This window comes from Listeria grandensis FSL F6-0971, assembly GCF_000525835.1.
GTDB classification, from domain to species: domain Bacteria; phylum Bacillota; class Bacilli; order Lactobacillales; family Listeriaceae; genus Listeria_A; species Listeria_A grandensis.
The window spans coordinates 1-13471 of the sequence record NZ_AODD01000013.1; the positions used below are offsets into that span (position 1 = coordinate 1).

Sequence of the window (13471 nt, forward strand, 5' to 3'; positions counted from 1 at the left end):
TCTTAATCTTATCTTTTGCATAATACTGCCAGTTTGTCGCATCTACCACGTTTACTTTACTATAAACAGTATCTCCAACTTTCAGGGCTACAGTTTTCACACTACCAGTGAAAGTACCTTTGACAGTCGTGTCTGTTTTTAGTTTAAATGCAGCTGGTGTAATCGTGCTTGTTCCTGCAGGGTTTTGTGTGACAGTGATTGTTTTCGTGTCTACAAGCGTTCCAGCGGCATTGTAACCTTTCACAGAAACAATATCCGTAGGGTTCGTAATTTTACCTTTCGCATAGTACTGCCAGTTTGTTGCGTCTACCACGTTCACTTTCGCTGATTCTACACTGTTAACAACGAGCGATACATATTTCACGTTACCAGTAAAGGTACCTTTCACATATGTGTCTGTTGAAATGACAAAATTACTTGGGTTTGGTGTAATCGTACCAGTTAAGCTTTCTGGACCAGCCACAGTAACGGTTGTTGTCGCAATAGATGTGCCTTCGGAATTGTAACCAATGACTTTCACGACATCCGTTGTATTTTTAATCTTGTCTTTCGCGTAGTATTGGAATTTGTTATTTGCGCCTACAGCCACGGCAGGGTACACCGTTCCGTTGACAGAAATGGCTACTTTGCTGACAGAGCCCGTGAAGGAACCTGACACATAACTAGAATCACTGATCGTGAATCCGTTCGCTGTCACCGCACCTTTTAATAGGTTGCCGTCTTTTAATGTTACTTTCGCGCGTGATAGTTCTCTACCAGATGCGTCTGTCGCTACAATATACGCGTTTTGTGTCGTGCTTGTAATCTTGTCTTTCGCATAATATTGGAAGCTTCCACTTACGGGAACGGTTGTATATTTCGTATCGCCTACAAGAAGGTATACTTTTGTTGCGTCGCCAGAAACGGTTGCTTTGACGTTGGTATCATAGCCTACATAATAAGCTGCGTTGACAACGACAGTACCTGCTGTTTGTTTGGTTACGGTTGTAGAAGCGCTCGATGATTTACCATCTTTCGTTACATTCGCTGTCACAACGGCACCTGTTGTTTGTTTTGGAATCGTCAAGCTGTAATTGCCATCGCCTCCTGTTGATCCAGTTGCGATTACAGTTCCAGCAGCATTTTTGATCTCGATAGAAGCGTTTGGCTCACCTGTACCTGAAACAACGGTAGAATCATTGGTTAAAGGATTAATCGTTGTTTTCGCGAGTTCTTTACCTGCTGTTACAGTTGTATTTCCACTTGTTGATTTACCATTTAATGTTCCTTTTGCTGTCACAACTGTTCCTGCTGCTTGCTTAGTAATGGTCAAGCTGTAGTTACCTTCTCCGCCTGCTGTTCCTGTTGCAAGCGTCGTCCCAGCAGCGTTTTTAATCTCAACTGAAGCGTTTGGTTCTGTTGTTCCTGTTACTACTGTTGAATCAGCTGTTAGTGAATTAATCGTTGTTGGTGCAATGCCGCCACGTACGACTGTTGTGTTTGCACTTGATGTTTTACCACTTAGTGTTGCTGTTGCTGTAATAACTGTTCCTGCTGGTTGTTTGGTAATAGTCAAACTATATAGACCTTCTGATCCAACACGACCTTTTGCAAGTTCCTTACCATCTTGATCTTTCAAAACGATATCTGAGTTAGGCTCTGCTGTTCCTGCTGCCGTTGTTGACTCTGTTGTAACGGTGTTAATTGTTGTTTGATCAATACTACCACGTACTACAGTTGTGTTTGCACTTGATGTTTTGCCATCTAATGTTGCTGTTGCTGTAAGAACTGTTCCTGCTGGTTGTTTAGGGATCGTAAGAACATATTTACCGTCTGATCTCACTGCTCCAGATGCTATCTCCGTTCCATCAGCTTTTTTGATCACAATATCGGCATTTCTTTCTGCTGTTCCTGATATAGTTGTTGCCTCTGTTGTAACTGGATTCTCAATTGTTGTTTGATCGATACTACCACGTATTACAATAGTTGATGCTGTAGCAGAAAATCCATCTAAAGTAGCTGTTGCCGTAATAACTGTTCCTGCTAGTTGCTTATCAATGGTAAGACTGTATTTACCGTCTGATCCTACTGCTCCTTTTGCAAGCTCCTTACCATCTTGATCCTTCAAAACGATTGCTGAGTTAGGCTCTGCTGTTCCTGACAAAGTTGTTGACTCTGATGTAATAGGATTATTAATAACTGTATCCGCAATGTCACCACGAACGACTGTTGTTTGTGCAGTAGATGTTTTGCCACTTAATGTTGCTGTTGCTATAACAACTGTTCCTTTTGGTTGCTTAGGAATCGTAAGACTATACTCACCTTCTGATCCTACTTTTCCTTCTGCTAGTAAAGTTCCATCAGCTTTTTTGAGTACAATTGCTGCATTTGCTTCTGCTGTACCTGTTGCTGTTGTTGATTTTGTTGTTAAAGCTGAAATTGTTGTTTGTGCAAGCTCACCTTTTGTAACGGTTGTTGTTGCTGAAGAAGTTGCGGATCCTTTTGTTGCCGTTGCTGTTACTCGTGTGCCCACATCTTGTTGTGGAATGGTAAGGCTGTATTTTCCGTTTGCCCCTACTGTTCCAGAAGCAATAACTTCACCATTGGCCATAAGTTCAATCGTCGCATCTGGTTCCGCTGTACCTGTTGCTGTTTTTGAATCTGTTGTTAAAGCTGCGATTGTAGTTGGTGCAATTGCTGCTTGTTTTACTGTTGTTTCCGCAGAAGAAGAAATACCGTTAGAAGTTGCTGTTGCTGTTACTACTGTACCCGCATTTTGTTTCGATATCTCAATGCTGTAGTAACCATTTGCTCCTACTGTTCCTGATCCTAAAGTTACTCCTGCAGCATTTTTAATAACGATTGCTGCGTTTGGCTCTGCTACACCAGTTGCGATTGTTGAATCTGTCGTAAGTTCCTCAATTGTTGTTGGTGCAATATTCGTTAATGCATAGCTACCACCAAAAAGTTTAGCTGTTGTTTTACTTACAAATTGTGATTGGAATTGAGCACTGTTTGAAGTTAGATTTCTTTGACTCAAGTTGCCTTTCGCCCATCCAGATAAATCAAAAGTTGCTGTTGTAAAGTTGTTGTAGTTACGTGTTGGAATCTCACTGTTGATTAGACCAGAATCCCACGTTGATAGTCCTTTATCAGAATTAATATTGATGTTTGTTGAATTTCCTGCATAGTTGGCAAAAACAGAACCAACAGAGTTCGTATTTGTAATAGCAAAGTTCGAACCGTTCTCAAATACTAATTTACTACCCGTTTGAACTGTTCCTTGTTGACCTGGTGAAGTCGCAACAAAATCTGCGCCAGTTTGAACCGTCAAGTTACCACTTGTAATAGAAATACCTTCTTCAACTAAATCGCCTGCAACAGCTTTTAATTTAGCTCCAGTTTTGACAATCATGTTACCGCCTGAACCTGCTGTGTAGATTGCTTGTCTATTTGTAGAAGTTAAGTCCATATTTCCTGCTAAAGTGATTTGTGTGTTGTTGTTATGACCGTAAATAGAAATATCTTTCGAATTTACTTTCAAATTAGAGTTCGCTTCTTGATTCATACTTCCGTATAAACGAATGGCAGGACAGTTAGATGAAGATGTGAAGTTTACGTTTGCGCCATCTTTAATATTGAGAGTTGTTCCTTGAAAAACTTCTTCTAATGCTGCATCTGCTGTAATTTTGCCTTCTAAGATTGTTGTACCATTAGCGTTATATACAAATTGTTGACCGCTAGAAGTTACATCTTTATACGTAACTTGTACGCCTTGATATTCTGACCAGAATAATGGATAGATATTTTGATTCGTCATTGTTAAATCTTCCACACGGTTGACTGAATCTGCTTTGGCAATTCCTATTTTGGCGAAGTTCATATCAATAGTGTGCCCGTTACCATATAGATTTTTTTGTGTTGTGAAGTTAAAGCTTTCTGTTACCTTGAAATCCGCCATTAACTTAATGTTTGTTACGTTTTTATCCAATAATGCTGCTTTGAACTGAGCGTATGACGATACCTCTGTTGCATTGGCTGGTGCTGCTGTTAGTGCTGTGCTTTTAAGTGCCGCGCTTTTAAGTGCAGCTTCACTTGCGAATACATTAACAGGTAATGTGCTTAATAAAGAACTTCCCACCAATACAGTTGCTAAGGCGATTGTTCCACTTTTTCTGACGATATTTTTTTTTCGTTGACATTAATAAATGTCCTCCTCTGAATTTAAATTATTATTATAGTTGCGCAACTATTTTTTGGACTGAATTCAAAAGTTTTAACTTGAATCAATCATATTTCTTAATTTTTCCATAAGGCACATCCTTTCTTCATGAAAAATTATTTAAATAATCGCTTTCTTGAAACATTTCGAATTAATTTATCTGACAAATAATAAGCCTATGTTTCAAAAAATCATGTTTGCTTTTGAAATTGAACTTCTGCTCTGACCTGAATATACGTTTTACTTGATGATGAAATAATGTTTTTTTATACGTGCACGATCTCTTCCTTATTTAAAATGTATTGATTTGGATCGACAGTGAAAATACCATCATTTGCGAGATTTCGATATAAGGTTGTCATATGCTGTCGAGACATACCTAGATAATTCGAAATTATTGCTTTTGTAAAATATTTCGGTATTTTAATTTGATCGCCATCTTCTTCTCCATAAAGTCTTCCTAAATAAGTGAGTGTGGATATAAGTCGTTCTTTTGTATCTTCCATTTGCCACATTTGTTTCTGTAGCAGCTTTGCATTTGTTTCTTTCATAGAATGATAAAGGTAAAAGGCACCTTCTTGAGAATACATCAGCTTACTCATTACTTGTTGTTTTGAGAAGCGCCAAGTCTTTACATCTGTTAACGCGACTGCGCTGATAGCCGATTTTTCATTTCCAAATATATCGTTCATACCAATGATATCGTGTGGACCAATAAAGTAAGTGACGTGTTCATTTTGCCACGCTACACAAACACCGGATTGGATAAAATAAATGTAATCATGTATAAGGTTTTCTGAACTTAATTTTTCTTTCTTGTTAAATATTCTCTCTTCTATATTGATGGGATAAGAGCTTGTATCTGATAATAATTTTAACAACTGCGTACTACCAAACTGTTGATCCATGACGTCCTTATCAAATAATGCCATATAACTCATGTTTGGGCAGCTCCTTTCTGTATTGCCTTTCGATATATTTAATATTACCATGTTTTTTAGGGATGAGATGGAAAGTATACGTCATAAAAGTTACTTTATTTCATCTATTTTGTGAACACCTGTTTTTTTAGCTGCAGGCGCCTATTTTAGGGGAAAGTTGATTAAGATACACGATCATGCCGTGTGGCTCATCATGGATAATACCTTCTGCCACTAGCAACTTAAAAGCCTTGACAACCGTAACATAGCTTACATTCAAATAGTTAGCTATCATTTTTTTAGAAAAATATTTTTCTGTATAGATACAATGATCTTTTTCTTCACCGTACAAAAAGCTAAGTTGGAGTAACACATCCAATACTCTATCTCTTGCTACGCCTGATCTAATAAGATGATGTGTCAATAACTCTGTGCGGCCAGCCATGACCGCTGCTGCTAAACGCCATCCTTGTGCTCTTTTGTGTAATTTTATATGCACATCTTGTAATGTCATTTTGTATAACTTCATTTTGGTCAGCGCCACAATACGTGTTCTTGTTTCACCACCAACCAAAATATTTTCTACTCCTAGGCATTCGTTCCGCCCCAAGAATTGAATAATAATACCATCTTGCATCACTACAGCAACACCGGATGCTATCATGTATATATCTGTTAAAAGTGTATCTTCTGCTATGATGACTTGATCAGCTTCCATGAAACATATTTCACTAGGAATGCTATATGCGCCGCCTGCTACTAAATATTGTTTGAGTAGGCTATTGATACGTTTCTGTTGTTGTAGCGCTTCATTTAAAGTAATGGAACTGTTCATCACGGATACACTCCTTTTTTTCTTTCGTTTTTGTTGTCTGAATTTGTTTACTCACACAGTATACCCCCATTTGCATTTCCGTGCCTTTGGTATTCCAACTTACAAATGAGAGATTTTTTTGCATTTACGAGATCCTTCGTATTATTTTGGCGTTAAATGTATTACTTTTGTTATGCTGTTCCTGCCGATTATGAACAATTGGTGACAATAAAAATTTATTGGTATCTCGATATAATGTTCTTCTAAAGATACATAATATACATTTTTATCATTTTATAAGAACTCAATATAGTGTTTCCGATCTCCTTTATTTCTCTTTTTCCCCATTGCTATACTTGATTGTATGCCTTGATACACGCAAAAATGCACATCTAAACTGTTCCTACAGTCCAGATGTGCATTTTATTAGTATATTCATCTTTACTTCTATATTATTCAGTTAAAAATTATTACTTTCGTTTTCTTCCTTAATCCTCAGCATCTATTGGAATTTTTTCTTGTGCCATCAACTCCATAAATCTTTTTACATCTATAATAGTCCAAGGCCTCTTACTAGAAACTAGTATCCCATCTTCTCTCAAAGATTTACAAACGAGGGTTACCAAACTTTTTGAGACGTTGGCCATATCAGCTAGTAGTACGTAATTAACGAACATCGGTAACTCAATACTATTAGGTTTAGCATGGAAACCATCGTACATTAATCTGTATATGCAGAAATATACCCGTTCCGTAGCATCCAAGTTAGCTCGAATAGAAGCTTGGAAAAATTTTTTTACGTGTTCTTAAGAAATGTTGCATTAAAATAAAATTGTGAGGATCTTCCTTAGCTAAGACTCGCTCAAAGAACGGAAAATCAATTACCCAGCCAACGATATCTGTAATAGCCTCGTAACGATATTCCATTGGTAGTTCTGCCTCGTATTCTGTAAGCCTCAGAAATTCCGTTGGTTCTAAAAAATGTTGAAAAATGAACGCTTGATCTTTCGCATAACTAAATTTCATTACGCCTGCTTCTATAAAGAAAAGATTGTTATTAATTATTTTTCGCGTTAGTACCTCTCCTTTTTTTATTCGCTTTTCATAGCAACTTTCATGGAAATCTGGATCTGACCTCAAAAGTTGCATCGCATCTATTTTCTCTTTAATATTTGGAAAAAAAGATTCGGAGTACATAATTCTCACCTCTATCTATTTTTTTATGTATCTTCTCTTACAACTTACCCATAATCACATTTTACAAACTCAAGTAATGGGTGACACAAGATATCGTTAACGCACCAGAGAACACAGGCATTGGAGTTTGGACGAATGCCTTTGGTAAAACATTAGGCACAAACGCAAAATCCGAAAATGCCAGCGTAACACTGAAAGTTCTAGGTGAAATAAAGAAACAGACAGCAAATACGGGACTACTTTAACATGGTCAATGACAGATACACCAGACTGATTGAAAAGCTGAAACTGCCCGTTAGCCTCGACAAAATTTGCTAGGGGGGGCGCAGTGAAAAGCCGTTCCTACTTGTGAAGTTTTCGAGGAGCTAGCCCGTGAAGCTGGATCCGGAGGCTCTAAACATGATACAGTACATGGATTACATGTCACTTTGTTCTCATGCATATTGAGGTTCTAAATCAGCAAATGATGCTTCATAAGAGCCACAACAAAGCTGATTCTATTAATCTAAGTGACGCTCCGCAAACCGTTCTTTCCGCCGACAATAGAGCAGGTATGGGTACTTGGACTACTTCTTTTGGAACCTCGACCGGGACAGACAATCTTGACACTAATAAAAACATCAAACTGCATGTCCCTGCAGAATCTAAAAAATCGCTAGAGAGACTTACAGTTCAGAACTCACATGGACTTTGACTGATACTCCTTAATCGTGTAAAGCTTTCGATATATGATCTCTAAAATGCTTGATACTCTCATTCCTAGCAAAAAAAGTAACTAAACTCAGCGTATTATGCGAGAATAGTTACTTTTTTTGTGACTCAAGAATGACTGAAAACCGATTTTTGTTGTTGCCTAGCGTCTCCGAAACGAGCAGTTTTTTCGGAGTATTGATTTGCTAATACATTTTTAGTGTCTAAAATTAAACGGCTATGTTTTGCTATTTTTTCTTTGCTTAACACTTGATGGCATGCCAATAACATGACAAGATCATAGTCAGCCATTTTTTCGTAGTCGACCGCGACGGATTTATGAATTGTGCCATCTTTTGCGCGGAATGTGGACGCCAATGGATCACAAAATGAGACGTTCGCGCCTTGTTCTTGTAGATTTTCAAAAATCGGAATGCTTGGAGATTCTCGCAAATCGTCAATGTCTTCTTTGTAAGCCATTCCGATAAGCAAGATGTTGGAGCCATTCAGTGATTTCTGCACCGTGTTCAGTGTGGCACCTGCTTTTTGAACGATATAATCTGGCATTTGTTTGTTCGTTTCCTGCGCGAGCTCGATAAAACGACTGAAGAAATTGGCTTCTTTCGCTTTCCACGATAGGTAAATCGGGTCAAGCGGAATACAATGACCGCCGATACCTGGGCCTGGTGTGAATCGCATGAATCCGAATGGTTTTGTGCTAGATGCATCGATTGTTTCCCAAATATCAATTCCCATTTTTTCGCACAGTAAAGCCATTTCGTTGATGAATGCGATGTTAATACTGCGGAATGTATTTTCGAGTAGTTTACTCATTTCGGCTACTTCTGTCGATGCTACCGGAACGACTTCATGGATCACTTTTTGGTATAGTGCGATACCTGCTTTTGTTGATGCCTTACCGATTCCACCCACCACTTTTGGTGTGTTTTCGGTTTGGTAGGTTTTGTTGCCTGGATCGACACGCTCTGGGGAATAACAGATATAAAAATCGTCGTCTAAGCGCCAACCAGCTGCTTCCAGTGGTGCCAGTAATAATTCGCGTGAAGTCCCAGGGTATGTCGTGCTTTCTAGAACGATCAATGTGTTCGGGCTCATATTGTCTTGAATCATTGTCACCGCGTTCGTGATGTACGAAATATCCGGCTCATACGATTTGGTGAGTGGCGTTGGGACGCAAATAATGATTGCATCGGCGGCGTGTAAATCTTGGACATTTGTTGTTGCATGAAGCTTTCCTGTTGTAACAACTTTCTCTAAACGCACCGATGAAATATCCATAATATCCGACTGACCCGCGTTCACCAGCGCTACTTTGCGAGCACTCAGCTCAAAACCGATGACTTCCAAGCCAGCTTCGGCAAAAGAAACAGCGAGTGGCAAGCCGACGTAACCAAGCCCCATCACGGCAATAACGGCTGTCTTTTGATCCATTTTTGCGATATATTGTTCGATTTTGTTCATTTGCTTAGCACCTGCTCTTTTCTTTTATTGGCTTTGAGGCATTTTTCTAGTCCGGCTTGCAAGGTATATCTTGGTCGCCAGCTCGTTGTCATCATGAATTTTTGATTGGATAAACGGCTGTCTTTAATATCGCCAATCCTTGCTGGCAACTGTTGTGGGGAAATCGTAGTGGAGAGAATCGTGTTCATAATGCGCAACACGTCTTGAATCGATGTCTGTTCGTCTGTAGAAATGTTGTACGTGCCATTTTGTGACACTTTCAGAGCATGAATGAGGGCCTGTGCAATATCATCGACGTAAATAAAATCACGTGTCTGCTCGCCGTCACCGTAAACTGTTGGTGCTACTCCGCCCGAAAGTTGACGCCAAAAGTTAGAAATGACATCCTTTCCAAACCCGCTTTTATCACCATATACATTAGCAAAACGTAGCGCGCAGTAAGGGAAATCATGTGTTTCTTCATTCAGCGCCAAGTACTGCTCGCCCACAAGTTTACTCATGCCATACGGTGAAGTCGGAACGGTGAGAGACGCTTCCACGAGTGGTAAATCCCTATTATCGCCATAAACTGCCGCCGACGAAGCAAAAACAAAGCGTTTAAAATCCGGCAAACTCTGGCATGCTTGCATCACATTGAGCGTCCCCATCACATTAATATCTGCATCCAATAACTGTTGTTCCAGCGACATTTGTACATCGATTTGCGCGGCTAAATGAATCACATAATTGGGCTCGATTTTCGCAATATAACGCGTCGCTTCTTCGCTCCGAATATCACATATTTTTAACGCTACACGATTCGTAGGGATCGCCTCGCGCGTGCCCGTGCTCAAATCATCGATGACAAAAATTTCGTAGTCCGATCCCACCAACAGCTTCACTACCTTGGCACCGATAAAACCACACCCACCTGTAATCAAAATCTTATTTTCTAGCATAATTGCCTCCTTTTTTCCGATTTAATAATGAAAATAATAATGGATCCTTCGTCAAAAATAAGCTAAATCCGTAAATAAAGATGCCTGCACCAATCTGAATCAGTAAACTCGTCATGTTGCTATCCCCTGTGTAAAGCGATTTTGCGTACAGAACGCCAAACAACATCAGCACGCCGAAACTCACATACTTCGACATTATTTTCAAGAAATAGCCAAACGAATAATGATGTCTTGCAAGATAAAGTTGCAGGAGTACAATCACCACATTAGCAATCAAGAAGCTAAACGCTGTCCCCGCACTTTTCCAAGTTGTAACAAGCCATAAATTAGTCGCAAAACTCACCGCACAGCTAATCACAATCGACATCGTGTACCGTCTCGCCTGATTCGTGATCAATAAGATTTGCAAGCCTAAAATATCCGCGACACCCGCTAAAAATAGACATGGCGCAATCAAAATCAAGCTTGCCGTCGCAGGCGTAAAGGCTTCTCCTAAGAAAAAGGGGACAAAACTCGCCGAAATAGCAATCAATCCGAAACTGAGCGGAATCGTTGTAACCCCAACATAACGGAAGGAAAACGCGATGAATTTTTGAAATTTTGCTTGTTCGCCATTTTTGTAATAGACGGCCATTCGGGGCATAATTACCGTCGACAAGGCGCTGACAAATCCCATGCAAATCGTGTATAATTTGAACGCCTGATTGAAATAACCGACCTCTGTTTCCCCAGCTACGTTGCCCAAAATCACTTTGTTTAGCGACGTGTAGACGAGCGAAACACAAGGAATCACCGATAGAAGCAACATCGGTTTCACATGGCGCTTCATCGCGTGTACAGAAAAATGAATCCAACCTAAATCAATGAGAAAAGCGCTCCACGTCACGAGTTGGCCAATCAATAGCGACGCTGCATTAATAAAAACGTAAACCAATAAATCACCGCTATCACGCACAAAAAGAAAAATACAAGCAATGCTCAAAACCCGCACAATCGTATTTCGCATCATGATCTGTTTCACTTTTTCCCGACCGATAAAGTACCATGAAATATCAAGGCTATAGGCGATTAATGTTAGCGAATAAATCCAAAATACGGGTTGAAAATTCGATACGTGTAGCATAAAAACAAGATAAGTTATCCCGATAAGCACCCCGCATAAGCATTGCATCAAGTAGATGCCGCCAAATGTTCGTTTTAACTCTGCTCGCGTCTTTGTTTCCGCAATCTGCTTTCGCCCATAAACACCTACATTCAACAAAATAAACACGAGAAAAATTTGTACGATCGAGTTCACATAGGCATCGATTCCGATATTCGTAGCACCGAGTACACGGGACACGTATGGCGTTGTGAAAAGCGGTGAAACAACGATGACAAACTGGTACAGCAACACGTAAATATAGTTTTGCTTCATGGCTTCGGCATGCCATAAACATGCTCCACGTCCTTTGCCAGCTGGCGCCAATTCAGTTCTGTTTCCACGCGCCGTCGCCCTGCCACACCCATATCACGCCGTCGTTCAGGCTCCGTCAAACACGTATCTAGCGCTTCTCGCAATGCCTCACTAGACCTTGCTTCAATTAAAATGCCTGTTTCCTTCGAGATAATATCTGGATTTCCGCCAACATTTGCCGCGATAACTGGCTTTCCACACGCCATGGCCTCAATAATCGCGATGCTACAACCTTCCATAAGTGACGGCTGCACGTAAATATCTGCCGCATTCACGACCTGCTGCACTTCTTCATTCGTCAGCCTTCCTGTAAAAATCACCTTTTTTTGCTTGCGATCCTATTTTGGCGATTTCTTGCTGAAACTGTCCCGACTGGCTCCCGTCGCCTGCAACCAAGAACGTCACGTTGTCCGAAGTCGCCAAAATGCTCGGAATCGCTGCCATCAAATAGGTCATACCTTTCACTGGCTCCATCCGGTTCGTTGACACAATTACCGTTTCGCTTGTCGCAATCCCATATCTCGCGCGAACCTTCGCATCCGCCGCTGCATCTGGCTTAAACACATCCGCATCCACCCCATTTGGCAAATAAACGACATGCTGTGCGCCATAAAGCTCCGCGCTCATCGCCTCCACTTCCCGACTCGGCGAAATAATCACATCCGGTCGCCTAATCAAACGCTTAATCCTGCTGAATTCCCCATCATTAAACAACATCCGAAACCACGACAAATGATTCGTGTATACCTCCAAAGCTTGCACCTTAAGGCCGCGCATCACTTTCGCATCTTTGTTCATCGTCTGCCAATGTACCACATCAATTTGCTCCGTGCGCTCCAACTCGGTAATCATGCGCCGCATCCGCCTTACATACTGCCAATCATCCAACTTTTTAAGCGGCACAATCGGAATCCGAATCACTAGCATCCCGTCTCGCCTCTCCCGCACAATATCTCTTCTAAAAGAACGATACTGTGTCAAAATCGTCACTCGGTGTCCGCGCGCCACAAGGGCCCGCCCAAGCTCATGCACATACACCGCAATCCCACCAATGTTTGGTAAGTAATCGTGACTTACCATCAAAATATGCTTCATCAAATCGCTCCCCGAGACGTCAAAACAACTCGAACCGTCCGAAATAGGATGATGATATCCAAGCCAAGCGAATAATTTTCAATATAATAGTAATCCATCTTCATTTTTTCACCATTTGTCACTGAACTGCGCCCATTCACTTGCGCCCATCCCGTAATGCCAGGCTTTATACCCAGTCTCTGTTTCTGCTTAGCCGAATAACACGACGTAATCGCCGGAATTTCTGGCCTTGGCCCAATAAAACTCATGTTTCCTAACAATACATTAAAAAGCTGCGGTAACTCATCCAAACTTGTGCGACGAATAAACGCCCCCACCCGTGTCACATTCGGATTCTCCCCCGCCATATCCTTAAAAACAAAACCATCCGGCACACCGTTCTCCCACGCATAAACGTGTTCCTCACGCACTACCTCCTCCTGACGCACCTTCATCGACCGAAATTTGTAGATTGAAAACGGCACACCCTCTTTCCCCGTCCGCGTTTGCATAAAAACAGCCGGGCCCTTATCCTCCAACTTGATGCAAATCGAAACGATCAGCATAATCGGCGCGGCCAACACAAGCCCCACCACGCTCAAAATAATGTCTAGCAAACGTTTTATGAAGACCGCCATAACTCTCTGTCGCTTCCTTTTTAGCGTAAATATTTCTGTTTTTTCCATCTGCCGTCCCCCC

General features: G+C 40.9%; 11 protein-coding genes. 1 reads left to right on the forward strand and 10 read right to left on the reverse strand.

Annotated elements, in window-relative coordinates; translation table 11 throughout:
• The 4 genes from PGRAN_RS08650 to PGRAN_RS16605 all read right to left on the reverse strand — a co-directional run.
• The coding region (locus PGRAN_RS08650; protein ID WP_051998526.1) for an Ig-like domain-containing protein at positions 1-4120 on the reverse strand (4120 nt) is incomplete at its 3' end.
• 347 nt (positions 4121-4467) lie between these two features.
• Complete coding sequence (locus PGRAN_RS08655; protein WP_036066515.1) at positions 4468-5142, reverse strand: Crp/Fnr family transcriptional regulator; 675 nt, start codon at positions 5140-5142, stop codon at positions 4468-4470.
• Between the two features lie 127 nt (positions 5143-5269).
• Complete coding sequence (locus PGRAN_RS08660) at positions 5270-5956, reverse strand: Crp/Fnr family transcriptional regulator (RefSeq protein WP_036066516.1); 687 nt, start codon at positions 5954-5956, stop codon at positions 5270-5272.
• A 744-nt stretch (positions 5957-6700) separates the two neighbouring features.
• Positions 6701-6961, reverse strand: a complete 261-nt coding sequence (locus PGRAN_RS16605) for a hypothetical protein (RefSeq protein WP_149024027.1) — start codon at positions 6959-6961, stop codon at positions 6701-6703.
• A 637-nt stretch (positions 6962-7598) separates the two neighbouring features.
• Here PGRAN_RS16605 and PGRAN_RS17780 point away from each other — a divergent pair.
• Positions 7599-7826: a WxL domain-containing protein gene (locus tag PGRAN_RS17780; protein ID WP_420911973.1), complete on the forward strand. Its 228-nt coding sequence runs from the start codon at positions 7599-7601 to the stop codon at positions 7824-7826.
• Between the two features lie 125 nt (positions 7827-7951).
• Here the strand turns inward: PGRAN_RS17780 and PGRAN_RS08680 are convergent, their stop codons facing one another.
• The 6 genes from PGRAN_RS08680 to PGRAN_RS08700 are packed head-to-tail and all read right to left on the reverse strand — an operon-like array spanning position 7952 to position 13458.
• On the reverse strand, positions 7952-9304 hold the full coding sequence (locus tag PGRAN_RS08680) for a nucleotide sugar dehydrogenase (RefSeq protein WP_036066520.1): 1353 nt from the start codon (positions 9302-9304) through the stop codon (positions 7952-7954).
• Positions 9301-10242: an NAD-dependent epimerase/dehydratase family protein gene (locus PGRAN_RS08685; RefSeq protein WP_036066521.1), complete on the reverse strand. Its 942-nt coding sequence runs from the start codon at positions 10240-10242 to the stop codon at positions 9301-9303. Before PGRAN_RS08685 ends, PGRAN_RS08680 begins: the two co-directional genes overlap by 4 nt.
• Positions 10229-11659, reverse strand: a complete 1431-nt coding sequence (locus PGRAN_RS08690) for an oligosaccharide flippase family protein (protein WP_051998527.1) — start codon at positions 11657-11659, stop codon at positions 10229-10231. The genes PGRAN_RS08685 and PGRAN_RS08690 overlap by 14 nt, the downstream gene beginning before the upstream one ends.
• On the reverse strand, positions 11656-12018 hold the full coding sequence (locus PGRAN_RS17295) for a glycosyltransferase family 4 protein (protein ID WP_241433322.1): 363 nt from the start codon (positions 12016-12018) through the stop codon (positions 11656-11658). The genes PGRAN_RS08690 and PGRAN_RS17295 overlap by 4 nt, the downstream gene beginning before the upstream one ends.
• Positions 11990-12793, reverse strand: a complete 804-nt coding sequence (locus PGRAN_RS08695; protein WP_241433323.1) for a glycosyltransferase family 4 protein — start codon at positions 12791-12793, stop codon at positions 11990-11992. Before PGRAN_RS08695 ends, PGRAN_RS17295 begins: the two co-directional genes overlap by 29 nt.
• Complete coding sequence (locus PGRAN_RS08700; protein WP_036066522.1) at positions 12793-13458, reverse strand: sugar transferase; 666 nt, start codon at positions 13456-13458, stop codon at positions 12793-12795. Before PGRAN_RS08700 ends, PGRAN_RS08695 begins: the two co-directional genes overlap by 1 nt.
• Positions 13459-13471 lie beyond the last annotated feature (13 nt).

Excerpts from the sequence above, each read along its gene's own strand:
- PGRAN_RS08660 (WP_036066516.1), bottom strand. The coding sequence starts at position 5,956 with ATGAACAGTTCCATTACTTTAAATGAAGCGCTACAACAACAGAAACGT.
- PGRAN_RS16605 (WP_149024027.1), bottom strand. The coding sequence starts at position 6,961 with ATGAAATTTAGTTATGCGAAAGATCAAGCGTTCATTTTTCAACATTTT.
- PGRAN_RS08695 (WP_241433323.1), bottom strand. The coding sequence starts at position 12,793 with ATGAAGCATATTTTGATGGTAAGTCACGATTACTTACCAAACATTGGT.
- PGRAN_RS17780 (WP_420911973.1), top strand. The coding sequence starts at position 7,599 with ATGCTTCATAAGAGCCACAACAAAGCTGATTCTATTAATCTAAGTGAC.
- PGRAN_RS08690 (WP_051998527.1), bottom strand. The coding sequence starts at position 11,659 with ATGAAGCAAAACTATATTTACGTGTTGCTGTACCAGTTTGTCATCGTT.
- PGRAN_RS08655 (WP_036066515.1), bottom strand. The coding sequence starts at position 5,142 with ATGAGTTATATGGCATTATTTGATAAGGACGTCATGGATCAACAGTTT.
- PGRAN_RS08680 (WP_036066520.1), bottom strand. The coding sequence starts at position 9,304 with ATGAACAAAATCGAACAATATATCGCAAAAATGGATCAAAAGACAGCC.
- PGRAN_RS08685 (WP_036066521.1), bottom strand. The coding sequence starts at position 10,242 with ATGCTAGAAAATAAGATTTTGATTACAGGTGGGTGTGGTTTTATCGGT.
- PGRAN_RS08700 (WP_036066522.1), bottom strand. The coding sequence starts at position 13,458 with ATGGAAAAAACAGAAATATTTACGCTAAAAAGGAAGCGACAGAGAGTT.